Raw genomic sequence first — 24,244 nt, 5'->3', positions numbered from 1 at the left:
GAGGATAAACATGACACATATTAAATTTGACTATTCAAAGGTACTGGATAAGTTTGTAGCACCACATGAATTAGATTATATGCAGCCTCAAGTGACTGCAGCAGATAATGCTCTACGAAACGGAACAGGTCCTGGAGCAGAAATGACAGGCTGGTTGAATTTGCCTGAAGAATATGATAAAGATGAATTTGCTCGTATTCAAAAGGCGGCTGCTAAAATCCAATCTGATAGTGAAGTGTTAATCGTCATCGGTATTGGAGGATCTTATTTAGGGGCACGTGCAGCTATTGATTTCTTGAATAATTCATTTGTAAACTTGCAAAGCAAAGAAGAACGCAAGGCACCTCAGATCCTCTATGCTGGAAACTCTATCTCTTCAAACTATTTGGCTGATTTGGTAGACTATGTATCAGACAAAGATTTCTCTGTCAACGTTATTTCTAAGTCAGGAACAACTACAGAGCCTGCTATTGCTTTCCGTGTCTTCAAAGAACTCTTGGTTAAGAAGTATGGTCAGGAAGAAGCAAATAAACGGATTTATGCAACTACAGACCGCGCTAAAGGTGCAGTTAAGGTTGAAGCAGATGCTAATGGCTGGGATACTTTTGTAGTGCCTGATAGTGTTGGTGGTCGTTTTACAGTATTGACAGCAGTGGGACTCTTGCCAATCGCAGCTGCAGGGGCTGATATCAGCAAGTTGATGGAAGGAGCAAATGCTGCTCGCAAGGCTTATGCTTCTGATAAGTTGGCTGAAAATGAAGCATATCAATATGCAGTTGTACGCAATATCTTGTACCGTAAAGGTTATTTGACAGAAGTTCTAGCTAACTACGAACCATCTTTGCAATACTTCTCAGAATGGTGGAAGCAACTGGCTGGTGAGTCAGAAGGTAAAGACCAAAAAGGTATCTACCCAACTTCAGCCAACTTCTCAACAGACCTGCACTCTTTGGGGCAATTTATTCAAGAAGGAACTCGTATCCTCTTTGAAACAGTTATTCGTGTAGATAAGCCTCGCAAAAATGTGTTGATTCCTGAATTAGCAGAAGACTTGGATGGCCTTGGCTATCTGCAAGGAAAAGATGTTGACTTTGTCAATAAGAAAGCAACAGATGGAGTGCTGTTAGCTCACACAGACGGCGGAGTGCCAAATATGTTTGTGACCCTGCCTGAGCAAGATGAGTTCACTTTGGGCTATACTATTTACTTCTTTGAGTTAGCTATTGCTCTTTCTGGCTACCTGAATGGTATCAATCCATTTGACCAGCCAGGAGTTGAGGCTTATAAGAAAAACATGTTTGCTCTTCTTGGGAAACCAGGCTTTGAAGAGCTGGGGGCTGAGTTGAATGCACGTCTTTGATTCTCATATATTTTGAGTTCATTCAGAATAAAAAAATCCACAAGTTAATTTCTTGTGGATTTTTTAGTATAATCCTCTTAATTAGTTTATTATTTTTTTGAACAGTTCAAAAAATACTGTCTTAATTATTTTATGAAAGCGCTGTATAATTGCCTTGTAAATAAAATTTGAGAGGTATCAAAATGAATGATTGGTTAAACATAAAAGGCAAAACAGTTCTTGTAACAGGCGCTTCATCTGGTATTGGCAAGGCAATCGTTGAAGAATTGCTGGAATTAGGTGTTAATGTAGCGAATTTTGACCTTAGTGACAATGATTTACGTCACCCGAACCTATTATTTGTAAAAGTTGATGTAACTTCTCGCTCTGAAGTAGAAGAGGGTGTTGCCAAAATAGTGGAAAGATTTGGCAATATTGATGCTGTGGTTAATAATGCAGGGATTAACATTCCTAGATTATTAATTGATGCTGAAAATCCTAAAGGTCCTTATGAACTAGATGATGAAACATTCGAAAAAGTAACGATGATTAACCAAAAGGGCTTGTATTTGGTTAGTCAGACTGTAGGACGGATTCTAGTGAAAAATGGAAAAGGTGTGATTGTGAATATGGCTTCTGAAGCAGGCCTAGAAGGCTCTGAAGGACAAAGCGCTTATGCTGCAACGAAAGCTGCAGTATATAGTTACACTCGTTCATGGGCGAAAGAGCTTGGTAAGCATGGTGTTCGTGTGGTGGGAATTGCTCCAGGAATTATGGAAGCTACAGGACTTCGAACACTTACTTATGAAGAAGCGCTTGCCTATACACGAGGAAAGACTGTCGAAGATATTAGAGCTGGATATGCTTCAACTTCAACAACACCATTAGGTCGGAGTGGTAAACTACGGGAAGTAGCCGACCTCGTTGCTTTCTATATTTCAGACCGTTCTAGCTATATTACAGGTGTAACTACAAATATTGCCGGAGGTAAGACTCGCGGTTAAAATAATGAAGGTGAGGAAGAGAGTTGACTTTAGTAAATCGATGGTATAACATTTTGGAAAAAATGGTCTCGCAGCCGACTTATTCCTTGGTAGATATGCGTTTAGAGTTGGATATTAGTATGCAAACCTTGCAAAAGAGTATCCAACAATTAAATGATGTTTTAGCTCCTAATATACAGATTATCTCAAAGGATGATCAGCTATTATTGGAAGTATATGACTATACAGAGTTGGAAAAAATTTTATCTGGTAGTTTAAAAAAGGAAAGTGACTTTAATTCTTCCAGTAAAAGAATTGCCTATTTGCTAAAACGTTTAATTGAGTCAACCTCCCCTCTTCTTATTGACGATTTGGCAGAGGAAGTAGGCGTTAGTAGAAGTACGCTTAATAAGGATTTGAAACAGGTCAAGTCTTTAGCAGAGAAATACTTCATCACAATTTCAGGAAAACCTAATCGAGGATTGGAGATTTTGGGCAGCGAGTTGAATTTGCGTTTGCTATATATTCATCAAGTGGCTCCTTACTTTGAAGGAAACACTCTAACTGAGGAAACCTCTTATTTTCTGGAGACCTTGGTTCAAGACTATAAAATTCCCAAAGAAACACAGGATCTCCTTCGAAAGACTATTTCTATTATAGTGGAGCGCATCCACTCATCTAGGATGTTGGATTGTCCTATTCCTTACTACAGGAATGATTTAACATCGACACTTATGGCTGAGCAGTTAATCTATCATATTGAGATGACTTATAAAATTTCTCTAAGTCAGTTTGAGATAGACTTCTTATGTTTTCCGTTTAATGTCCGTTTTATCGATACTTTAAGCAAGCCTTCTTATCACTCTGATCAGCTTACTCAAGTGTTTCACCAGATTGTGCAGAAAGTCAAAGAAAAAATGCTGGTACACTTTGATGAAGCTGAATTGTTCGAAGAAATCAAACCTCATCTTGGTTCTTTAATTAATAGACTGATCTTCCATGTGCAAGCTAATGATATATTTCATGGCGAGGTTCAAAATCAATATCCGTTTGCTTTTGAAATGGCTAAAATAGCTGGAGAAGAACTGACCTCCATTTTTGGTTCCGAATTGGAAAAATCTGAAATCGGTTATCTGGCTTTGTACTTTGAAATGATTTTAAGAAAGCAAAACTCTACCGTGAAGGGTTCTCGCAAACAGATAGCTGTAGTCTGCACGACTGGCAGAGGAACTGCTGCGATGATTATTCAGCAGCTCAGGCGAGTTCTTGGAAATGATGTGGATATCACACAGTATTCTGAAGAGGATTTTAATTTCGATCTTGATCAGGAATACTTTGCAATTTTCACGACAGTGCCTCTGAAATATCAGAATTCTAAATCCCCAGTAATACAGGTTAATCATCTTTTTGATGATCAATGGCTGCAAGAAGAATGGCAGCGGGCGAATGATTTTCACCAAAAAAATCTAGAAACTGTAAGCTTGCGATTTATTTATTTGAATCCTGAAAAAAATTATCAGCGTTATTTGTTAAAAATGGTAGCTGAGTTAGAGAAATTTCAGATGATTGATGCAGATTTTAAAGAACGGATTCTTGAAAGAGAGAGGAAGCAATCAACTGTTTTTGGTGGGGGTATTGCCTTTCCCCATACGATTAATAAAGGCTATTCAAAGACAATTTTGATGTTTGGGAAGTTGGAAGAGCCTTATCAAAAAGGCGATGAATTGATTGAATTTATCTTTTTGGTTGCGATTCCTTCTGAAATTGAAACCAAGATGGAAAGTGAATTACTAGAAGTGTACGACGATATTTTTAGAGTCGCAGGTGAGTCTTCTTTGAAAGAAGCATTGAGGGCTGTAGAAACAGAGACAGAGTTTCTATCATTTTCTAAGAGCAAAGGAGTATTTTAATGAATTCGCTAATAATTTTCGCTGTATTTGTCATGGCAGCTTATATATTTCAAATGTTCCTCGGCTGGCAGCAACTCAAAGACTTCAATAAGACCTATACGATGCTCCGAAAACTGGGGCGCGTAGCGATTGGCAGGAAGTCAGGAAAAATCAAATCTGGTACGATTGTCATGTTTGCAGTTGATGAGAATGGTCGAGTTCTCAAAGCTAGCAAAATGCAGGGAGTCACTATCTTAGCACGCTTTCAAAACATGGAAAATTTTGTTGGAGAAGATATCCATTATTTTGATAAGTATAATCCTCTTGTTAGACAGGAAAATAAGTTATTACAAGAAGCTATAGAAGATGCTAGAAAGGTTTATCTTTGGCACGAGGCTGGTATTGAGCAAGAGACAAATTCTTCTAATTCTTTTCTGGGATTGGCTTTCTATGCCAATTACTTAAAATTATCTATTAAGCAGTTCTTTACAAAAAATAAGAAAAGGAGTTCGTTATGAATCACATTACAAAATTTGCAGAGAGTTTTATGAAACTTTTCCAATTGGGCGGAGAGACATTTATTAGTTGGATGACAAATATTGTGCCGCTTGTCTTGATGCTATTGATTGCAATGAATACACTTATCGCTTTCTTGGGAGAAGAAAAAGTCAATGCTTTGGCTAAGATTTCCGCAAAGAATCCTATTAGCCGTTATATGATTTTACCTTTTATTTCAGCATTTATGCTGGGAAATCCTATGGCAATCAGTATGGGACGTTTCTTACCAGAATATTATAAACCTGGTTTTGTAGCAGCCCAGATGCAATTCTGTCACACTTCAAATGGTGTATTCCCTCATATCAATCCTGGTGAATTGTTTGTATGGATGGGAATCGCGACAGGGATTCAAACTTTAGGCTTAAGTCAAATGGATTTGGCAATTCGTTATATGCTTGTGGGGATTGTCATGAACTTTATAAGTGGCTGGGTAACTGATTTTACAACTGCTTATGTTGCAAAACAGCAAGGAGTTACCTTGAGTAAAACGTTTGATTGATAGAAAGAGTGAAATTATGTCATATAAGAGTATAAAAGTTGTTAAAGGAAATGGTGGTTTCGGAGGCCCTTTGGTCATTACACCTAGTGAGGCTAAGCATAAATTTATCTATATCACTGGCGGCGGAGAAAAGCCAGATATTGTAGATAAAATTGCTGATTTGACCGGTATGGAAGCTGTTAACGGGTTTAAAACTTCTATCCCTGATGAGGAAATTGCTTTAGCAATCGTGGATTGCGGCGGTACTCTTCGCTGCGGTATTTATCCTAAAAAGGGGATCCCTACAATCAATATTGTCGCTACAGGGAAAAGTGGCCCTCTAGCACAATATATCACCGAGGAAATCTATGTGTCAGCAGTTGGCCTTAATCAAATTTCTGCTGCTAATGAAGACGAAAAAGCGACAACTGTGGTAACAGAAAAGCCAACTTACGATACTAGTAAAAAAATTACAGAGCAAAAAGCTGAAACAAGTATTGTAGCAAGAATTGGGATGGGCGCTGGGAAGGTCGTTGCGACTTTCAACCAGGCTGCTCGTGAAGCCATCCAAACAATGCTCAACACAATCATTCCTTTCATGGCCTTTGTTTCCTTGCTGATTGGGGTTATTCAAGGTTCAGGTGTTGGAAATTGGCTGGCAAAATTAATGGTTCCCCTAGCGGGGAACATCTGGGGACTCATTTTGATTGGCTTTATCTGTTCCTTGCCATTCCTATCTCCTTTGTTAGGCCCCGGAGCTGTTATCAGTCAGATTATCGGAACCTTAATTGGAGTCGAAATCGGAAAAGGGAATATTCCGCCCCAAATGGCTCTGCCAGCTATATTTGCTATCAACACTCAAAACGGTTGTGATTTCATTCCTGTAGCACTCGGTCTATCTGAAGCCAAGTCTGAAACAGTTGAGGTTGGTGTCCCTTCTGTGCTTTATTCACGCTTTCTCAATGGTGTTCCGCGGGTGCTAGTAGCTTGGATAGCTAGTATTGGTCTTTATCAATAGACCTTTGATAGATGCACGTAAACAGAGCAACTATTATGTTAAACTTATCTATAAGCATAAGTTTAAGACAAATTAGAGAAAGGATAAATAGGAATTAGATGAAGAAAATTTTTGAAGCTAAAGTAATTCAAGTAGGGCCTGAAGCTCAGAATATGATTCAAGATGCCAATATGCTCATTTTATTTGGAGAAGAAGCACCGGAAGATTTAGCAGAGTATTGTTTTAAGATTGATAACAAAAATCTGCTAGGTTCAATACTAGAAGGCGGCAAGCTGGTGGTAGATAATCAGGAATATTCGATTAGTTCCGTGGGAAATGTAGTAGAAAAAAATTTAACTGGACTGGGCCATATCACGATTTCTTTTGATGGTTCAAAAGAGGGGAGCCTTCCTGGTACACTCCATGTCGCAGCAGACCAAGCAGTAGTAATTGAAAAAGGCTCTACCATTCAGATTTTTGAAGTAGCTCAAGTAGGATAAAATATCTAAATAAGAATACTAGAAAAATAAGAGTCTAAAAACTTGATTCAGAGCCTGGGCAAAAGTCCAGGCTTTTGGGTCTAAATTAGAAAAAATAGATGACGCAGTGGTTGATTGGCATCTTCCTTCGCTTTTTAAGCCCCAAAGATTGCCTGATCAACTGTGCGGGGGTGGGAAGACGAACTTTTTAACTTGTTTGAAGTTCTTTCCCACTCCCTTTTTGATTGGAAGAATAATTTATGTTATAATATTGTAAAATTTGTCATTATTTTTCAATATTTTCGCAATATGACAAATCAACAAAATTTATAAGGAGAAAACCATGTCAGATAAAGATGGACAAGGTCAAGTGCAAGGGACTTGGCAAGAAAATCAAACTAGCCAGCCAATGCAAGGGAATTTCCAGCAGATTCAGCCACAAGAATTACCTGATAAGAAAGGCAATATCGGAAAAGTCATAGGACTTTCAGTTTTTGCTCTTATAATTGGTCTTTTGATTGGCAGCGGTTCAGCTTATTTTATCGGCAAGCAGGCGCAGACAAATAAGGATATGCAAAGAATTAAACGCTTAAGTAAGGCTCAGGAGGAAGCCAAAGAAAATGGCGACAGCTTTACTACAGACGGGCAGTCGGTTCAGTTTAATTGGACTTTGAAAGACTTGGGACGGTTGAGCTATACAAATGATGAAGGATTAGGTCTGACGGCTGATCAAATCGTTGAAACTTATGGCTTGGCTAGTTCAGCAGAATATGATCGTAATCGTCTGTTACTCCGATGGGGCCCTTCTGTCAGGGATAAGGAGCAAAATATTTCTTTTCAATTTGATAAAGTTGACCAGAACTACTATCTGAGGCAAGTGGTAGTTGGAGATTCTTTTAAAGAATATAGAAAAGGGAAGGAAACGACAGATTGGAGCGTATTATCTCCCAAAGACCTTGAACGTTTGAAAAAAGGAGACAAGGAAACGGGTGAAGGAGGAACAGCTTTATCAGAGGTTCTGAAGAAGCATCCTGTTCCGTCAGAAATTGTCATCACAAGCGAGCGTGATGTGGATAATAAGATTATCTCCAACCGTCTGATTGCTGAGGTGACTTATAAAACAGAAGATGGTTATGAATACCTATTGTTTGTAGGCCAGCCAGATGGAAATTTCTTATATATAAAGTCAGAGGAAATGTAAGTTTTTAGTTATTTAGTTTATCTTTTGTGACTGACTGCTTTCAAAGTATTTCGTTATTAAAAGAGAGCTGATAAGACTATTGGAAATAAATAAGAAAGAGGAAAGAAGATTGACAGAACAGCAAACACAGCATTCTTTTGAGCCTTCAAAGAATGCTCAGTCGCAAGAGAAATTCCCGCATCATTTTCAACCTCAGCAGAGCCATGTTTCAAGTCCGCAGGGACCAACCCCACCTTTGGCCAAGAATAAATCTTGGAAAGGAATCCTGATAGGCGGAGCCTTGCTCTCTCTTGGTCTTGGACTAATCGGAGGGGGAATCTGGGGCTATAGAATGGGAGTAGCGGATGTTATCAAAGGGGAATATCCTGTGCTCCATCCTTTAGCAAATGCTAGGGAATCAAAGAGAGATCAATCAGATCAGTACATTGACCCTGATACTACTGAGTTCAAGTGGGATATTGATAGTTTGTCAGAGTTACGGTTCAATACTATTCAGACAGATACGAATGGTACTTCAGTGGAAGATATTCTTGATAAATATGGCAAGGCTTTAAAAGAAGAAATCTCTCGTGACAGCCTTGATTTAGAGTGGGGAACGCTTCAAGATTCTGATGATGAGGAGGACTGGCCAGTTTATTATACAGATCAAACTGCTTCTCTGGATTTTGAGAAGAAAAAAGATGGTTTCTATCTGAATAGTCTTCATATCTATAATATTCGCTTTGAAGGAAGCAAACATAATGCTGAGGACGAAGCGATGGCGGCTGATTACTTTGAAAAATTGAAAAAAGGCGATGCAAAGACTGGTAAAGATGGCATTTCCTATAAGGATGTTTTTAAGGAATATGGCAGTCCGCGAAGTATCTCTATTCGTGTAGATGAAGATTTCAGTGAGGATACTAGTCAAACCATTATGGAGGCGGCTTATGATGCTCCTAATGATGGTACTTATAGGTTGTTCTTCGTTCAGCAGGAGGACGGAAACTATCTTTTGTCCACTACTGCCAATAAATAAAATAGAACTCAAATAATAAAAGGAGAAACAATGCCAGAACAAAATAAACCGCAGGAACAATCTTTAGAAGGATTGGCTCCGTATCCACAGCAAGTCCAGTCATCAGATCCAGGACAATTTTCAGCTAACTCAACGGAGGGGCAGCCTTTCCCAACAGAAGGAGGCAGTCCTGAAATGCCGAATCCTAATCAAGATTTTGGTGTTCAGCAACCAATTTTTGATACTCCTCAGCAGCAGATGCCTCAGCAGGATAATTGGGGAAATCCCGCTTTTCAAGAAGCAATTCCTCAGGGATTTAATCCAGCAAGTCAGAATTTTGCCGGACCACAGCAGGCTGCAAACTTCGCTGGCCAGCCAAGTCCAGAGCCAAAGAAAAATAGTACGGGCAAGCTGATAGGATTTTTAGGAATAGGTCTGGCAGCGGGACTATTGCTAGGAGGTCTTGGTGGCTATTTCCTAAATGATTTTATGAGTGGCGGCAGTGTGCCAAGTCTGTCTCGAAAGGGACATCAAAGCGATGTTGCTTCTTTTGTGGCTCCGTCAAAAGATGATGTATATGAGTGGGAAGTGAAAGACCTTGAAAAGCTGAGCATTGTTAGTGCAGATGATGAAGGATTGACCCCAGAACAAGTAGTCAAAGATTTTGGCTTGGCCAGCAGTGTGACGTTTCAGGAAGAAGGGCTCTCATTGTCTTGGTTACCTGACTCTAGTTATACCACTCTGACCTTTATGAAACACGAGGATGGCAGCTACCATCTTCAGGGTATGAGTATTATGCCCGGCAGTGACAGCTATAATAAAAAGGTATCTAGCCAGATTACAGAGAGCTTAAAGACGGGTGATGCGGAAACAGGCGAGGGCGGTTCTTCCTTTAAAGAAGTAATCAAGGAATACCCAGAATATCAACATATCTCAGTTTATGGGGATGGTGAATCAGAGCCGAAGATGCTTGTAAACTATGAAACCTCTTCAAATAAGGAGATAACTTTGACTTTTATCCGTCAGGAAAACGGACAGTATCTATTGAGTAATCTTTCTAAATAGAATAAATGAATAGGGGTGCTTATCTCACAAGCTGGAAGCTCTGAACGGTACGCAAAAGATTAAAATAACCATTGATGCTAACAGCGGGAACATTTTGAACGAAAGAATTAAATAATATCGTTGGTATATGGTTTGGAATTGCTTTGTTAGGCACGGACGAAAGTTCGTGTCTTTTTCCTTGTAGATTTAGAGCTAAACCTGTTCAAAATATGATATACTGGAACAAGACTGTCTTAGCGAAACATTGCCTTTTCAAAGTGTTTAGAGGAAGGGTGAACTGAGAAGTTAAAAGGACTATTCATCAAAGTCTCACATTAGTTATTTTTGTTGTAAAATATTTTAAATAGTAAATGATGTTTTAAAAAAGTTATTGATACAGATATGGTATTTCTAGCTTATTGAAGAAAGAGAAGCTAGCGACTGTCTGTTAGAGCAGATCTATCAAAATAAATAACAAATGCTATCTTACTAATGCTGATTAGTTTAAAAAATATGATTGGGAGAATATATGGAAAAAAGAAATCTGGAAGCCTTAAGACGGGAACATAAATCAAAATTTAACAAGGTTCAGCCTAAAAGAAGTGGCATCAAACATTCTGTATCACAATCCAAAAAATCTGAAGAAGAGAAATCTCAGGTTTTGGCTCAATCTCAAATGATTGAGAAAAAAGTAGTAGAAAAAATAGAAAACATTGAGTTCAATGAATCCTCTTCTAATCCAGTAATTAATGTAAGCGACAAAGATAGTAGGGCTCAGTTAAGCTATCAGGATGTTTCAGAGACTCCAGACGGCTTGAGAACTGAAACAGAGATTAAACGAGTTTCAACGGCTGAGTCAGATGACTTCTTACACCTGAGGGAGAGAGAGTTATCTCGCCTTATTTTTGCTTTAGAATCCTTGAAATCTAAGAAGAAAGAATCACTCTATTTTAAGGATGAAACTAATCGTCCAGACTCAGAACTTGTATCTGAAGCAGAAGAGTATGAGCTTCGTCCGAGATTTAGTGCTGAGGAGCTCGCTAAAAAAGAAGAGAATGAGGCTTTTTGGAAGGAAAATTCGGAGACTTCATCTGATAGTTCTATGGGTTGGAAACTTATGTGGGCGTTTTTTATGTTACTCATAGGACTAGGAGCTGCAGGGCTAGTTTCCAATCCGAGCTCTAAAACAAATAATATTTATAATGATTCTTTTGATATTTATCAGGGGGGAACGTCATCTAACAGCGAAAAGGATTTAACTTCTACTAATCGTTCAGAATTGATTGCTGGAGAAGACTATCAGTTCCATATCACTTATGATGATATCGCACTTTTGTTTGCGGATTTTAAAGGAACTGCCTCTCGTTTAACAGCAGATGAAGTGGTTGCTAAGTTAGGAAAAGCGAAATCTGGGAGAGAACATAATTATGATAATCAAATAATAACACTGAATTTAGATTATCCTGATGCAGGATCAAATGCTTCGGTTTCAATTTCTTTTTCTAGTTACGGTAGTGTGGGAACGCCTAAATTAGATTCTCTGTTTAGTCATCATCTTAGCAGCAACAGTTTACCAAATCGAAATTCTCAATTAACTCGTCAAGATTTTTCTGGTATAGAGAAAGGGAAATCCTACCAAGAAGTTGTCGGTCAATTGGGATTGCCAGATAGTCTTTCTATCTATACAAATTACATATCTTCTAGCAAAGTGTCTATTAGTTACCAGTTATCTGATGGCCAAATAGTTAATCTTTCTTTTGGAGTCTCTGATTCTCAAGGTTATATATTAGAAAAAAATTCTGGTTTAGAGGATGGAGCAGGAGAAACAAACACTTAGCGCTTGATGTAGAAGCTAATTTTGTTCAAGGTGCTAAAAGCATAGAGTTTAAAAAATACAATAGGAGGATGGATGAAAAAAAGAGATTTAGAGTCATTGAGACAACAGCACAAAGCTAAATTTACAGGAGGTAAATCGGCGTCAGCTAAAAAAGAGCAGCGACAACCTCAAATAAGTCCTGATATTGATAAAACGAAAGAAGAATCACAACAGTTACCAACAAGGGAGCAGAAACTCGAAACAAAAACTGATTGGAAGCAAGGGGAGTTTGTAGAGAAGCGAAGAAGAAATTTTAAGTGGGTCTGGAGTAGCGGGGCAATTCTTCTAGTGATATTGGTGCTTATTCCTATTTTTCGATATGTTTCTTCAAATAAGGGAAGTCAGGAACGCAACACCTATCAATCTAGTTGGTCCTCTAGTAAGGAAAGTGAGAGTTACTCTTTTTCGGAAACATCATCTCGCTCATGGGAGGTTCCTGAGGATGAGACTTCTCAAGAAGCGACAGCTTATGTTGATAAGAAAGCAGCTAACTTCGCTTGGACATTTGATGATATCTTAGCTCTTCAAGTCTATTCATCTGAACAGCAAGGAAGTGGACAAGACGCTCCAACTGCCGAAGAAATTATCGAACGGTTTGGGAAGGCAACTTCAGGAGGAGAGAGTAACAACGGTAGCGACGATACACTTTATCTTTTTTATAGTGAATCGAGTGGACAACAAACAGCTAGTCTTTTGTTCAAAAAAATTGACGGCAAGTACCGACTGAGCACAATTCGTGGTAACCAACTGAGCAGCTCGCTTTACTCAAGTGGCTCAGAAACGCTGACTGAAGCAGATTTCCAGGATTTGAAAGCAGACGAATTTGGACAAGGTGCCCACATTCAAGATGTGGTGTCGCGTTTTGGTTTGCCACAAGTTATCAACAAGTCTGTAGACTATAAAGACAGAACGATTGTCTATCTCAAATATAAGCTGACGAATAAAAGCTATCTTTACTTAGACTTTGCCTTATCAAAGACAGGAGATTATCGACTGACTCGGAAGTATGTTTATTGATAAGAAGATTCTTATTCTATGGTTTAGAATTATTTGTTTGGGGATGATAGTTGGTTCATAAAGGAGAGAAGGATGGCAAGAAAAGACTGGGAGAGTCTGCGTCAGAAGCGTCAAACTAAATTTCAACAGGGTCAGAAGAGAGCAGGAAAAGTTCAAGGAGAACAGAATCTAGCTATTACTGAAGCAGAGTACCAAGAATTTGCGAAGAATAGGGTGGAAAACAAAAGCTCTACTACGGTTGAGAGAGACAGGAAAGGAATTCTTGGACGTAAGCTTTTTAATAAACAAGTGATGTGGTTATCAGTAGTTTTTTTGTCTATCCTCTTGCTTTTGTCAGTTCCTTATTTGGTGGAACGGTTTGAATATTTCTTATCCCCTCAGAGAGTATTGGACGAATATGTGGATAAGGGGAATAATCATTTTGACTGGACTTATGAGGATATTAGTCAGCTTCAACTACAGAAAAAAAGTGATGTTGATGAGCGAAGCGGGTCCGGACTAACACCCAAGGATATTGTTAAGAAATTTGGTAAAGCGCAGTCAGGTAATCTAGCTCCTTTCCTGAATCAGACCGCTGGGCGCATGAGTCTTTTCTATTCTCGAGAAGAACCGCGGCAGCGTTTGTCTTTCTACTTTGAAAAAATAAATAATGAATATCAATTGTCAGGTATTTATTCTTATAATCTTGCTAGTTCGCAGCATGCTCAAAGCCGAACAGATCTAAAAGAGGAAAATTTTGAACATCTTGTCCTTGGTAAAGAGTTTCAAAACGAAGATGGAACTAGCTATCAGGAAATTTTAGAAAAATTTGGTTTATCAAAATACATAAAAATTGATTCCGGTGCGAGAGTGGTCAAAAGCTGAATGTTTTATATAAGTTGGAGGATGGGAAACATGTAAGTCTCTGGTTCACCGTTTCTCAGGCCGGTGACTATCTTCTTTACGAAAAACATATCACCTGATGTTAGATACCTTGAGAGCGAAAAGTATCGGTAGGCAATAATCGGAGACGCTTATGAGTATTTATTATTGGGGAAAACTGAAGCTATTCTCTATTGCGCGACCAAGGTTCATTTTAATTGAATGGATAGTATTTGTCAGATTTTGAAAAAGTAGGCAGACGGTATTCTTTGTTTTGAAAAAATAATTGCTAGAAAAAAGGAATTTGGTTTATTTAAGGAGAAGAGCATGGGAAGAGGGCGGAAAGTTCAACGGGAGTGGTCAAAGAAGCCAGGATTCAACAAGCAAGCAACTAGTGTGTTCTCTGATAGCAGTCCTCAGGGGGAAGTTTTTGAGGCTACAGCTAAAGAAAAACAGCAAAAAAAGTTGGCAGGTAGTCGAAAACCTAAACTTATATCAAGTTTAGGTCAGTCTCGATACGCCTCTTTGTTAGTAGTTTCTACAGGTCTAGTGCTAATTACTTGTTTTGCAATACTTGTATCATATATGTGGCCAAGATCCAAGCAATTACGAAATCAGTCATCAGCGCAGTCTACTAGTACAGTTCAGAATGAATCAGAAGATAACATAAAGAAGCTGACTGAAGATTATTCTGACCTTATAGAAGAGAATCGACAAATAGACTTCCAAATAGAAGATATACTACAGATGGTAAAAACGATGAAAGAACCTAATGTGCTTCCACAGGATGTTGTCGAGAAGTATGGAAAAGCTAGTTCCGGTAGCATAGATAATAGCGTGAAAGGCAGCCAATTAGTTGAACTGACATATAAATTAATAGGAGAGAAAGGAGATATTACCTTAAGGTTTAGGGATGTTGAGGGTAGAACAGAGCTCTCATTAGTATACGTTAGACTATTCCGTAATGCTTGGGGGCCAGTTACGAAATCGGTCGATGATTACCGAACTCTTATTCCTCAAGATAAGCAAGAAGGAGTGGAAGTAAAACAGGCCATAGCAGAACAGGGGATGCCTAAAACTATTTATGCTTCTAAATCAGTTAAGGGGCAAGTTGATTCAATTAGTCTAAGTTACTCAACCACAGACAATATGACTGTTTCTTTGTATTTTGACGAAGTGAATGGGCTTTACCGTCTAAAAAGTTTGCTGACTAGCACTGTCTGAGAAGATAGACCAGAAACGCCAGAATCTTCTTTAAAAATCAAGAGGCTGGCGAAAATAGAACTAGAAAAATCCTGATGAGAGTATCAGAAAGTCATTGGGGAAGTAAAAGTCTAGGGAATAGATGGAACCAATCGCAATGGGCCTTATCACAATCGGGTATCTAGGGAGTTCCTAAAACATTGGAGCTTCCAAATACTTATTATAAAGTAGGAATCAAGGAGTATTAATCTGAGTCTATGTTAGATAGAACCTACTGTCATTTGGACTGTGCGGAGGATAAAGATAGGAAACTTCATTTAAAAAATATTCAATCCTCTGAATAGGAAATAAAAGTATCGTCCTAATAAAGTGCAAACTAAACTTCTGAATTGTGTTATAATAGATAAATATTGGATGGCTAGGAGAGAGTGTATCTTTCTCTAAATGAAGAAATAGAAAGAACAGAGAGGTAAAGCTATGTCTGCTACTAAAATGAACGCTCAAGAAATTATCAAATTTATCGCTGATGCCAAGAAAAAAACTCCGGTCAAGGTAACCTTTGATGGAGAATTGCACGGATCAATCCCTTGGTCTGTTGTGAAGTTAGGCAATGTTCTTTTTGGAGACTGGGAAGAGATTAAGCCACTCCTAGCGAACTTAGAGGAAAATAAGACCTATGTCATAGAGCAGGATGCCCGCAATTCAGCGGTGCCGCTTTTGGATAAGCGTGACATCAATGCCCGTATTGAGCCGGGTGCTATTATCCGTGACCAAGTTGAAATTGGTGATAATGCTGTCATCATGATGGGGGCGGTTATCAATATCGGTGCGGAGATTGGTGCTGGAACCATGATTGATATGGGGGCCATTCTGGGAGGCCGAGCGATTGTCGGCAAAAACAGTCATGTCGGTGCTGGTGCTGTTCTGGCGGGAGTCATTGAGCCAGCTAGCGCTGAGCCAGTTCGCGTTGGAGACAATGTGATGATTGGTGCTAATGCGGTTGTGATCGAAGGTGTACAAATTGGCAGTGGTTCCGTTGTTGCGGCTGGTGCGATTGTGACCCAGGATGTTCCGGAAAACGTAGTGGTTGCTGGCGTTCCGGCACGAGTTATCAAGACCATTGACGAGAAGACCCAGCAGAAGACAGCTCTGGAAGACGCTCTGCGTACTCTTTAAAGATGGCATAAATTTGAATTGATTGGGTACGGCCCAACACTTTGACTGGTCTGACAAGATTTTAAAGGAAAGAAACAATGCTTGATTACCTGAAAATTCGCCGTGATTTACACCAGATACCAGAAATCGGTCTGGAAGAATATAAGACTCATGCCTACCTGATGCAGGTCATTGATGGACTGACAGCAGGTCTAGACTTTGTGGAAATCCGAACTTGGCGGACTGGTATTTTGGTCTTTATCAAGGGAAGTTCCCCAGATAAGACGATTGGCTGGCGGACAGATATTGATGGTCTGCCGATTGTGGAGGATACAGGACTGGACTTTGCCAGTACTCATGAAGGTCGCATGCATGCCTGCGGACATGATATGCACATGACGGTGGCTCTAGGTCTGCTGGAACAAGCTGTGAGCGCTCAGCCTACCCACAATCTGCTCTTTCTCTTTCAGCCTGCTGAGGAAAATGAAGCTGGCGGAATGCTCATGTATGAAGACGGTGCTTTTGGCGACTGGCTGCCAGATGAATTTTACGGACTTCATGTGCGGCCGGATCTCAAAGTTGGTGATATTGCGACTAACAGAGGAACTCTCTTTGCTGGCACCTGTGAGGTCAAGCTGACTTTTAAGGGGAAGGGAGGCCATGCGGCCTTTCCTCATGAAGCCAATGATGCTTTGGTGGCGGCTAGCTACTTTATCACCCAGGTGCAGACCATTGTCAGTCGCAATGTCGATCCTATCGAGGGGGCGGTTGTAACCTTTGGTTCGCTCCATGCTGGCACGACCAACAATGTCATCGCAGAAACGGCCTTTTTGCATGGCACCATTCGGACTCTGACTCAGGAGATGAACCTCTTGACCCAGAAACGTTTACGGGAAATAGCAGAGGGGATAGCCCAAAGTTTCGGTCTGGAATTGGACTTGGAGCTTAAACAAGGTGGTTATCTGCCTGTAGAAAATCATCCTGATCTGGCAGGTGAACTGATGGACTTTTTCCAGAAGGAAGAAGGAGTGGAGCTGATTGATATTGCGCCGGCGATGACAGGTGAGGATTTTGGCTATCTGCTCAGCAAGGTCAAGGGCGTCATGTTCTGGCTGGGAGTGGATAGTCCCTATGCCCTCCATCATCCCAAGATGACACCGGATGAGGCCGCACTGCCCTTTGCTATTGAAAAGATTGGGAAATTCCTAGATTATAAAATCAACGAAAGATAAGAAAAGGGTGGACGAGCTGCATGAAAAAAGAGCTGAGACAAACTGTACTGAACCAGATGAAGAAACTGACAGGAAAAGAAAAAGAGCAGGCAGATAGCTGGCTGACCCAGCACTTGCTCAGTTCAGCAGCTTATCAAAAAGCTCAGGTTATCGCTACCTATCTTTCTATGCCACATGAAGTCTCAACTGCAGCCTTTATCAGACAGGCTCAGTTGGACGGCAAGCGGGTTTTAGTGCCTAAGACCTATGGCCAGGGTCGGATGATATTTGTGGATTACGATGAAAGTTGCCTGCAAAAAAGCTCATTTGGACTTATGGAGCCGATAAGTGAAGAGGCTGTGGATAAGACAGAAATTGATCTGATTCATGTGCCGGGTGTGGTCTTCAATTCTCAAGGCTTTCGAATTGGTTACGGTGGTGGCTACTATGATCGCTATCTGGCTGATTTTGCAGGAGCATCCATCAGCAGCATCTATAGTTTTCAACAGTCTGATTTTGGACCCGATTATCACGATATAGCAGTAAAGGAAGTGTTGACTTATGAACTACATCTACGATAAAAAATATCCTGTGACCAGTATTTTGCTAATTTTGACAACGCTTGTCTTTGTGGGGATGCTTATTTTACGTGGCTTTTCTTATGCTGAAGCACAAACGGTCTTTGAATTTGGAGCAGTGTATTCTCCAACTATTATCATGAATCCCATTCAGATATGGCGCCTCTTTTCTGCTATCTTTGTGCATATTGGCTTGGAGCACTTTGTGGTAAATGTCATTACTCTTTATTTTATTGGACGGCAGGCAGAAGATATTTTTGGCTCACGAAATTTCTTTCTGCTCTATATGATGTCTGGCCTAATGGGAAATATCTTTGTCTTCTTTTTCAGTCCAGATGCTCTATCAGCAGGAGCTTCAACCGCCTTGTTTGGACTTTTTGCCTCTATCGTGACCCTGCATTATGTCGTTCGCGACAGCTACATTCAGCAGCTGGGGCAGTCTTATATGACCTTGATTGTGGTCAATATCATCTTTAGTTTCATGCCTAGTATCAGCTTGGCGGGGCATTTGGGAGGTTTGATTGGTGGCATACTCTGTGCGGTCATTCTCCCTATCAAAGGCTCAAGCAATGCTTTTAAACCTGCTCAGCGCTGGCTAGTCTTGTTTGGCTATCTAGCCTTGGCCGCCCTTCTGATTTTTCTAGGCTTTCATCATTCCTTGATTTAACAGGTATGTATAAATAACTAACGATATATAAAAAAGAGGTTGAAAACCTCTTTTTTATAGCTGAAATTTTATTTTCAAAGTTAGTTGTTTGAATCAATTATTTTTTACTTTGTTTTTTCTCTAACGTATGACCTAAGTCAATGATATACTGCTTCAAGGAGTCTTTGACCTGCGGATGCTTGAGGGCGTAGTCGATAGAAGTCTTCATAAAGCCGAACTTGTCACCGACATCATAGCGATCGCCCTTGAATTCGCGAGCGAACACGCGCTGCGTCTTGTTAAGAGTATCAATCGCATCGGTCAGCTGAATCTCATTTCCAGCACCTGGCGCTTGCTTTTCCAAGATTTCAAAAATTTCTGGTGTCAGCAGGTAGCGGCCGATAATAGCCAAATCACTCGGTGCATCTTCAGGTTTTGGCTTTTCGACGAAAGTTTCCACGCTGTAGAGACCTTTGACACCTTCACCTTGAGGGGCAATCACACCATAAGAAGAAACTTCATCATGAGGGACCTGCATGACAGCGATGGTAGAAGCGTGAGTAGCCTCGTAATCATCAATCAATTGCTTGGTCAGCGGCACAGCCTTATCATTGGTGATGTCCATGAGATCATCGCCCAGCATGACAACGAAAGGCTCGTTTCCTACGAAAGCCTTAGCTTGAAGGACAGCATCTCCCAGTCCGCGCGGATGGCTCTGACGGATGAAATGCAGACCGATACCAGTGGTTTCATCGACCAATTTGAGCAAGTCGTCTTTACCCTTTTCTTTGAGGTTGTATTCTAATTCAAAGTTTGAGTCAAAGTGGTCTTCGATGGAGCGTTTTGATTTACCTGTGACAACTAGAATATCTTCAATTCCAGATTTGAGAGCTTCCTCAACGATAAACTGGATGGTTGGCTTGTCAACGATTGGCAACATTTCCTTGGCCAGTGCTTTAGTAGCTGGCAGGAAGCGGGTTCCGAGACCAGCTGCAGGGATGACGGCTTTCTTAACTTTTGACATAATTATTTCCTTTCTATTAGAACGAAGTCCATTCGTTCTCAGCCTTGAATTCATTGTTCATAATTTCATAAATGGCTTCTTTGATATTACAATTTTGATAAATAACCTTGTAGATAGCCTGGGTAATCGGCATATAAACATCCAGCTCTTGGGCCAGTTCATAGGCTGCCTTGGTGGTGGAAATTCCTTCGATAACCATGCCCATATTGGCTTCGATATCAGCTAATTTCTCGCCGCGTCCTAGAGCATTGCCGGCCCGCCAGTTGCGGGAGTGGACAGAGGTTCCTGTGACAATCAGGTCACCGACACCAGATAGGCCGCTGTAAGTCAGAGGATTGGCTCCTAACTTGACACCTAGACGCGTGATTTCGGCCAGACCGCGTGTGATAATAGCTGCCTTGGCGTTATCACCATAGCCTAGTCCATGGAGAGCACCGGCTCCGACTGCGATGATGTTTTTCAGAGCGCCTGCAGTCTCTACTCCGATGACATCGGTATTGGTGTAGAGGCGGAAGTAGTGATTGCTGAAGAGCTCCTGCACATACTTAGCTGTTTCTAGGTCCTTAGAAGCAGCAGTAATTAGGGTAATATCGCGTACAATGGTTTCCTCAGCATGGCTGGGACCTGAGACAACGACAATCTCGCTGCGTAGCTCTGCAGGGATTTCTTCTTCCAGGATAGTTGAAATCCTTTCGTGAGTATTGGGCTCCAGTCCCTTGGAGGCGTGCATGATTTTTACCTTGTGGTCCAGAGCTTGAGCTACTTGTTTGGCTACCAGACGGGTTACCTTGGTAGGCACGACAAAAAGCACGGCATCGGCATCTTTTAAAGCTTCTTCCAGATTATGATAAGCCTTGATCTTTTCGTCCAGTACAATATCTTTGAAATAGCGTTTATTGGTGTGTTCGTCGTTGATTTCGTTGATTTGCTCAGCGATATTTCCCCAAATACGAACCTCGTGTCCGTTGTCGTTTAATACTTGTGATAAGGCTGTTCCCCAAGAACCAGGACCAATCACAGCAACTCGTTGTTTATCCATATCTTCTCCTTATGATGAAATTCCGAGTCTGAATTTAAATCAGTTTTAGAGTTCTATATCTCATTTTACCATATAATATAAGAAATTTCTTGCTTGACATTGTTTTTATCTGTGATATAGTAAGGAAACTAAGTCAAATATGAAAAAAGTAGGAGGAAGCATGTTTTTTAAAAGTCTATTACGGTATAAATGGTATGCCCTGAGTTCGCTTTTGATGACCTCGCTGATGATTGCCAGCTCTCTTTTACTGCCCTGGTTTTTAAAGCACATCTTAGATGCTCTGCAGGAGCAAAATAGCCAGACCATCTACAGTATGGGCGGTTGGCTAATTGGCATCGGTTTTGTCGGGCTAGTAGCAGGAGGGATTAATGTGACCTTGGCAGCTTACATTGCCCAGGCTGTCTCATCAGATCTCCGTGAAGAGACTTTCCGCAAGATTCAGACCTTTTCTTATGCCAATATCGAGGAATTCAACGCTGGTAATCTAGTCGTGCGGATGACGAATGACATCAATCAGATTCAAAATGTAACTATGATGCTCTTTCAAATTCTTCTTCGATTGCCCATCCTTTTTATCGGATCAGTCATCTTGGCCATTGTGACCATGCCCTCTCTCTGGTGGATTATCTTCTTGCTGATTGTGCTCATAGCTGGTCTAACGGCTGTCATGATGGGGATGATGGGGCCTCGTTTTAAGAAATTCCAGACTCTTTTGGATAAGATTAATGCCATTGCCAAGGAAAATCTTCGAGGTGTGCGAGTGGTCAAGTCCTTCGTTCGGGAGGAAGACCAGTTTCATAAGTTCAGTCAGGTGTCTGATGAACTTTTATCAGAGAATCTCTATATTGGCTATGCATTTTCAATCATTGAGCCGATAATGATGTTGGTCGGCTACAGCTCTGTTTACCTGGCTATCTGGACTCTGTCTGGCATGATTCAGGCGGAGCCAGGGCTGGTTAGCTCTATCGCTTCTTTTATCGGTTATCTGAGCCAGATTATTTTCACTATCATTATGGTTGGTTTCTTGGGTAATGGCGTGACGAGGGGGATCATTTCTATCCGTCGGATCAAGGAAGTATTGGCGACGGAGCCAGCTATGACTTTCCCAGACTCACCAGATGAAGAACTAGAAGGCAGCCTCAGCTTTGAGCATGTGACTTTTTCCTATCCCAATGATGACGAGCCAATGCTAAAGGATATCAGCTTTAAGGTTGAGCCGGGGCAAATGATTGGCGTTGTCGGTGCGACAGGTGCTGGTAAATCTACCTTGGCTCAGCTGATTCCCCGTCTTTTTGACCCGCAGGAAGGTTCTGTCAAGATTGGCGGTCGGGATCTGCGAGAGCTTAGTCAGGGAACTCTTCGAAAAAATGTTTCTATCGTTCTGCAGCGGGCGATTCTATTTAGCGGGACTATTGCGGACAATCTCCGTCAGGGCAAGCTCAATGCTTCACTGCCTGAGATGGAGCGAGCGGCTCGTATTGCCCAAGCCAGTGAATTTATCAGCCGTATGGAAGAAAGCTTTGACAGTGTAGTGGAGGAGCGTGGCAACAACTTCTCTGGCGGTCAGAAGCAGCGGATGTCCATTGCTAGAGGTGTTGTCAACAATCCCAATATTTTGATTTTAGATGATTCAACCTCAGCCTTGGATGCTAAGTCAGAAAAGCTGGTTCAAGAAGCCTTGAATAAAGAGCTGCAAGGAACGACGACGATTATCATTGCTCAAAAGATTAGCTCCGTTGTTCATGCAGATAAGATTCTGGTCTTGGATCAAGGACGGCTGATTGGTCAAGGGACGCATGCGGAATTAGTCGCCACTAACGATGTTTACCGCGAAATTTACGAAACTCAGAAAGGAAAGGAGGACTAAGATGCGGACGATTGCATTTTTCTGGCAATATTTTAAGCGTTACAAATTATCCTTTGTCATTGTCCTTTTGATGATGGTAACAGCGACTGTTTTTCAGGTCCTTTTTCCGGTTTATGTCGGTCAGGCTGTTCAGCATTTGGTTGAGTTGGGCCGGGCTTTTGTTGAGAAGGGTGAGACTGATCAGATTCTGTCAACTTTTGGCAGCGTTATGGGCAGTGTATTAGTGTCCTTTGTCTGCCTGTCTGTTTCTAGCTTAATTTACATGCTTTTGATGACCCGAGTTATTGCCCATTCGACCAATGAGATGCGTAAGGGCCTGTTTGGCAAGCTGTCCAAGATGACAGTTGCTTTCTTTGACCGCCATCAGGATGGAGATATTCTGTCGCGCTTTACCAGTGACTTGGACAATATCCTGCAGGCTCTAAATGAAAGCATGATCCAGGTTATGAGCAATGCCTTGCTCTATCTGGGTCTAGTAATTATCATGTTTGTCCAAAATGCTAGATTGGCCTGGATAACGGTAGCCAGCACACCGGTTGCTTTTCTTCTCCTAGTGGTCATTGTTAGGCTGGCTCGGAAGTACACCAATCTTCAGCAAAAAGAAGTCGGCCGCCTCAATGCTTATATGGACGAGACCATTTCCGGTCAGAAGGCCGTTATCGTTCAGGGAATGCAGGAGGAGGTCATTAAAGGTTTTATTGAGCAGAATGACCGCGTACGCTCGGCAACCTTTAAAGGCCGGACATTTTCAGGGCTTCTTTTCCCTATTATGAACGGGATGAATTTGATTAATACAGCTATTGTTATTTTTGTTGGCTCGGCTGTCTTACTGAGCGACCCTAATGTCGAAACGGCTGTTGCAGTCGGCCTGATTACTACTTTTACTCAGTTTTCCCAGCAGTATTATCAGCCTATCATCCAGATTGCAGCCAGCTGGGGCAGTCTGCAGTTAGCCTTTACTGGGGCTGACCGGATTCAGGAGATGTTTGATGCGCCGGAGGAAGTCCGGCCAGAGAATGCACCTGCTTTCACAGAGCTCACAGACTCCGTGGAGATCAAGCATGTGGACTTCTCTTATGTGGAAGGCAAGCCTATCCTCAAATACGTATCTATTTTAGCCCCTAAGGGGAAGATGACGGCTGTTGTTGGCCCGACTGGATCAGGTAAGACGACCATTATGAACCTGCTGAATCGCTTTTACGATGTGGACAGTGGCAGCATTGAGTTTGACGGTCGCGACATTCGAGACTATGAGCTGGATAGCTTACGGAGTCATGTGGGCATTGTCTTGCAGGATTCGGTGCTCTTTAGCGGCACGATTCGGGACAATATCCGCTTCGGTGTGCCAGATGCCAGTCAGGAGATGGTCGAAACGGCTGCGCGTGCGACCCATATCCATGACTATATCGAAAGTCTGCCTGACAAATACGATACTCTGGTGGATGATGATCAGAATATCTTCTCAATTGGGCAGAAACAGCTGATTTCCATTGCCAGAACCCTGCTGACGGATCCGCAAGTCTTGATTTTGGATGAAGCGACTTCTAATGTCGATACGGTAACAGAGAGTAAGATTCAGCAAGCCATGGAAGCCGTTGTGGCTGGCCGAACTAGCTTTGTCATTGCTCATCGCCTCAAGACTATTCTAAATGCAGACCAGATTATCGTCCTCAAAGATGGAGAGGTCATTGAACAGGGCAATCATCACCAGCTCCTAAAACTCGGTGGCTTCTACTCGGAACTTTATCACAACCAGTTTGTCTTTGAGTAGCTGGTTGGTTTTGCAGCTGGATAATCAGCCAGGC

At 41.3% G+C, this 24,244-nt stretch carries 21 protein-coding genes and 1 pseudogene; 20 read left to right on the top strand and 2 right to left on the bottom strand.

What is annotated here, in order from left to right:
* Window positions 1-10 precede the first annotated feature (10 nt).
* The 18 genes and pseudogenes from PCY71_RS08330 to PCY71_RS08245 all read left to right on the top strand — a co-directional run bounded on the left by PCY71_RS08330 (window position 11) and on the right by PCY71_RS08245 (window position 18,530).
* Window positions 11-1,360: a glucose-6-phosphate isomerase gene (locus PCY71_RS08330; RefSeq protein WP_048773862.1), complete on the top strand. Its 1,350-nt coding sequence runs from the start codon at window positions 11-13 to the stop codon at window positions 1,358-1,360.
* 182 nt (window positions 1,361-1,542) lie between these two features.
* Complete coding sequence (locus PCY71_RS08325; protein ID WP_301412524.1) at window positions 1,543-2,343, top strand: SDR family oxidoreductase; 801 nt, start codon at window positions 1,543-1,545, stop codon at window positions 2,341-2,343.
* Window positions 2,344-2,405: 62 nt separating this feature from the next.
* Complete coding sequence (locus PCY71_RS08320; protein ID WP_301412535.1) at window positions 2,406-4,232, top strand: PTS sugar transporter subunit IIA; 1,827 nt, start codon at window positions 2,406-2,408, stop codon at window positions 4,230-4,232.
* On the top strand, window positions 4,232-4,729 hold the full coding sequence (locus PCY71_RS08315; RefSeq protein ID WP_301412523.1) for a transcriptional regulator GutM: 498 nt from the start codon (window positions 4,232-4,234) through the stop codon (window positions 4,727-4,729). Before PCY71_RS08320 ends, PCY71_RS08315 begins: the two co-directional genes overlap by 1 nt.
* Window positions 4,726-5,268 carry a PTS glucitol/sorbitol transporter subunit IIC gene (locus tag PCY71_RS08310; RefSeq protein ID WP_002899205.1) on the top strand — a complete coding sequence of 181 codons (543 nt, stop codon included), beginning with the start codon at window positions 4,726-4,728 and terminating at the stop codon, window positions 5,266-5,268. The genes PCY71_RS08315 and PCY71_RS08310 overlap by 4 nt, the downstream gene beginning before the upstream one ends.
* 16 nt (window positions 5,269-5,284) lie before the next feature.
* Window positions 5,285-6,265, top strand: a complete 981-nt coding sequence (locus tag PCY71_RS08305) for a PTS glucitol/sorbitol transporter subunit IIB (RefSeq protein WP_009660130.1) — start codon at window positions 5,285-5,287, stop codon at window positions 6,263-6,265.
* Window positions 6,266-6,363: 98 nt separating this feature from the next.
* Entirely contained in the window at window positions 6,364-6,744 is a 381-nt protein-coding gene (locus PCY71_RS08300; RefSeq protein WP_002902105.1) for a PTS glucitol/sorbitol transporter subunit IIA, read from the top strand.
* 322 nt (window positions 6,745-7,066) lie between these two features.
* Window positions 7,067-7,924 (top strand): hypothetical protein, encoded by an 858-nt coding sequence (locus PCY71_RS08295; RefSeq protein ID WP_002917806.1) that lies wholly within the window; start codon window positions 7,067-7,069, stop codon window positions 7,922-7,924.
* Window positions 7,925-8,003: 79 nt separating this feature from the next.
* On the top strand, window positions 8,004-8,939 hold the full coding sequence (locus PCY71_RS08290) for a hypothetical protein (protein ID WP_002917805.1): 936 nt from the start codon (window positions 8,004-8,006) through the stop codon (window positions 8,937-8,939).
* Between the two features lie 30 nt (window positions 8,940-8,969).
* Window positions 8,970-9,983 (top strand): hypothetical protein, encoded by a 1,014-nt coding sequence (locus PCY71_RS08285; RefSeq protein WP_048773867.1) that lies wholly within the window; start codon window positions 8,970-8,972, stop codon window positions 9,981-9,983.
* Between the two features lie 508 nt (window positions 9,984-10,491).
* Window positions 10,492-11,799, top strand: coding sequence for a hypothetical protein (locus tag PCY71_RS08280; protein ID WP_048773869.1), 1,308 nt, complete (start codon window positions 10,492-10,494; stop codon window positions 11,797-11,799).
* Between the two features lie 72 nt (window positions 11,800-11,871).
* Window positions 11,872-12,855, top strand: coding sequence for a hypothetical protein (locus PCY71_RS08275; RefSeq protein ID WP_002908579.1), 984 nt, complete (start codon window positions 11,872-11,874; stop codon window positions 12,853-12,855).
* Between the two features lie 72 nt (window positions 12,856-12,927).
* Window positions 12,928-13,817 (top strand): annotated as a pseudogene (locus PCY71_RS08270) (hypothetical protein).
* 226 nt (window positions 13,818-14,043) lie between these two features.
* Entirely contained in the window at window positions 14,044-14,940 is an 897-nt protein-coding gene (locus PCY71_RS08265; protein WP_048773871.1) for a hypothetical protein, read from the top strand.
* Between the two features lie 456 nt (window positions 14,941-15,396).
* Complete coding sequence (gene dapD / locus PCY71_RS08260) at window positions 15,397-16,095, top strand: 2,3,4,5-tetrahydropyridine-2,6-dicarboxylate N-acetyltransferase (RefSeq protein ID WP_048773873.1); 699 nt, start codon at window positions 15,397-15,399, stop codon at window positions 16,093-16,095.
* A 77-nt stretch (window positions 16,096-16,172) separates the two neighbouring features.
* A complete protein-coding gene (locus PCY71_RS08255; protein ID WP_002902113.1) occupies window positions 16,173-17,306 on the top strand; it encodes an N-acetyldiaminopimelate deacetylase in 1,134 nt (377 codons plus the stop codon).
* Between the two features lie 20 nt (window positions 17,307-17,326).
* Window positions 17,327-17,866: a 5-formyltetrahydrofolate cyclo-ligase gene (locus tag PCY71_RS08250; protein WP_002902115.1), complete on the top strand. Its 540-nt coding sequence runs from the start codon at window positions 17,327-17,329 to the stop codon at window positions 17,864-17,866.
* Entirely contained in the window at window positions 17,847-18,530 is a 684-nt protein-coding gene (locus PCY71_RS08245; protein ID WP_002902117.1) for a rhomboid family intramembrane serine protease, read from the top strand. The genes PCY71_RS08250 and PCY71_RS08245 overlap by 20 nt, the downstream gene beginning before the upstream one ends.
* A gap of 97 nt (window positions 18,531-18,627) precedes the next feature.
* On the opposite strand, the gene galU is transcribed toward PCY71_RS08245, so the two are convergent.
* Window positions 18,628-19,533, bottom strand: coding sequence for a UTP--glucose-1-phosphate uridylyltransferase GalU (gene galU / locus PCY71_RS08240; RefSeq protein ID WP_002893959.1), 906 nt, complete (start codon window positions 19,531-19,533; stop codon window positions 18,628-18,630).
* Between the two features lie 16 nt (window positions 19,534-19,549).
* A complete protein-coding gene (locus PCY71_RS08235) occupies window positions 19,550-20,572 on the bottom strand; it encodes an NAD(P)H-dependent glycerol-3-phosphate dehydrogenase (RefSeq protein WP_048773874.1) in 1,023 nt (340 codons plus the stop codon).
* Between the two features lie 160 nt (window positions 20,573-20,732).
* On the opposite strand from PCY71_RS08235, the gene PCY71_RS08230 reads away from it, so the two are divergent.
* Together PCY71_RS08230 and PCY71_RS08225 are read left to right on the top strand one after the other, a co-directional pair.
* On the top strand, window positions 20,733-22,439 hold the full coding sequence (locus PCY71_RS08230) for an ABC transporter ATP-binding protein (RefSeq protein ID WP_048773876.1): 1,707 nt from the start codon (window positions 20,733-20,735) through the stop codon (window positions 22,437-22,439).
* A gap of 1 nt (window position 22,440) precedes the next feature.
* Complete coding sequence (locus PCY71_RS08225) at window positions 22,441-24,210, top strand: ABC transporter ATP-binding protein (protein WP_048773878.1); 1,770 nt, start codon at window positions 22,441-22,443, stop codon at window positions 24,208-24,210.
* Window positions 24,211-24,244: the final 34 nt, after the last annotated feature.

It is taken from the genome of Streptococcus sp. SN3 (assembly GCF_030439905.1).
This window is presented reverse-complemented; position numbering and strand designations above follow the sequence as displayed.

Coding starts and splice junctions, on each gene's coding strand:
- PCY71_RS08255 (WP_002902113.1), top strand. CDS start 16,173: ATGCTTGATTACCTGAAAATTCGCCGTGATTTACACCAGATACCAGAA.
- PCY71_RS08280 (WP_048773869.1), top strand. CDS start 10,492: ATGGAAAAAAGAAATCTGGAAGCCTTAAGACGGGAACATAAATCAAAA.
- PCY71_RS08235 (WP_048773874.1), bottom strand. CDS start 20,572: ATGGATAAACAACGAGTTGCTGTGATTGGTCCTGGTTCTTGGGGAACA.
- galU (WP_002893959.1), bottom strand. CDS start 19,533: ATGTCAAAAGTTAAGAAAGCCGTCATCCCTGCAGCTGGTCTCGGAACC.
- dapD (WP_048773873.1), top strand. CDS start 15,397: ATGTCTGCTACTAAAATGAACGCTCAAGAAATTATCAAATTTATCGCT.
- PCY71_RS08305 (WP_009660130.1), top strand. CDS start 5,285: ATGTCATATAAGAGTATAAAAGTTGTTAAAGGAAATGGTGGTTTCGGA.
- PCY71_RS08245 (WP_002902117.1), top strand. CDS start 17,847: ATGAACTACATCTACGATAAAAAATATCCTGTGACCAGTATTTTGCTA.
- PCY71_RS08265 (WP_048773871.1), top strand. CDS start 14,044: ATGGGAAGAGGGCGGAAAGTTCAACGGGAGTGGTCAAAGAAGCCAGGA.
- PCY71_RS08330 (WP_048773862.1), top strand. CDS start 11: ATGACACATATTAAATTTGACTATTCAAAGGTACTGGATAAGTTTGTA.
- PCY71_RS08300 (WP_002902105.1), top strand. CDS start 6,364: ATGAAGAAAATTTTTGAAGCTAAAGTAATTCAAGTAGGGCCTGAAGCT.
- PCY71_RS08315 (WP_301412523.1), top strand. CDS start 4,232: ATGAATTCGCTAATAATTTTCGCTGTATTTGTCATGGCAGCTTATATA.
- PCY71_RS08295 (WP_002917806.1), top strand. CDS start 7,067: ATGTCAGATAAAGATGGACAAGGTCAAGTGCAAGGGACTTGGCAAGAA.
- PCY71_RS08285 (WP_048773867.1), top strand. CDS start 8,970: ATGCCAGAACAAAATAAACCGCAGGAACAATCTTTAGAAGGATTGGCT.
- PCY71_RS08225 (WP_048773878.1), top strand. CDS start 22,441: ATGCGGACGATTGCATTTTTCTGGCAATATTTTAAGCGTTACAAATTA.
- PCY71_RS08230 (WP_048773876.1), top strand. CDS start 20,733: ATGTTTTTTAAAAGTCTATTACGGTATAAATGGTATGCCCTGAGTTCG.
- PCY71_RS08250 (WP_002902115.1), top strand. CDS start 17,327: ATGAAAAAAGAGCTGAGACAAACTGTACTGAACCAGATGAAGAAACTG.
- PCY71_RS08310 (WP_002899205.1), top strand. CDS start 4,726: ATGAATCACATTACAAAATTTGCAGAGAGTTTTATGAAACTTTTCCAA.
- PCY71_RS08320 (WP_301412535.1), top strand. CDS start 2,406: ATGGTCTCGCAGCCGACTTATTCCTTGGTAGATATGCGTTTAGAGTTG.
- PCY71_RS08325 (WP_301412524.1), top strand. CDS start 1,543: ATGAATGATTGGTTAAACATAAAAGGCAAAACAGTTCTTGTAACAGGC.
- PCY71_RS08275 (WP_002908579.1), top strand. CDS start 11,872: ATGAAAAAAAGAGATTTAGAGTCATTGAGACAACAGCACAAAGCTAAA.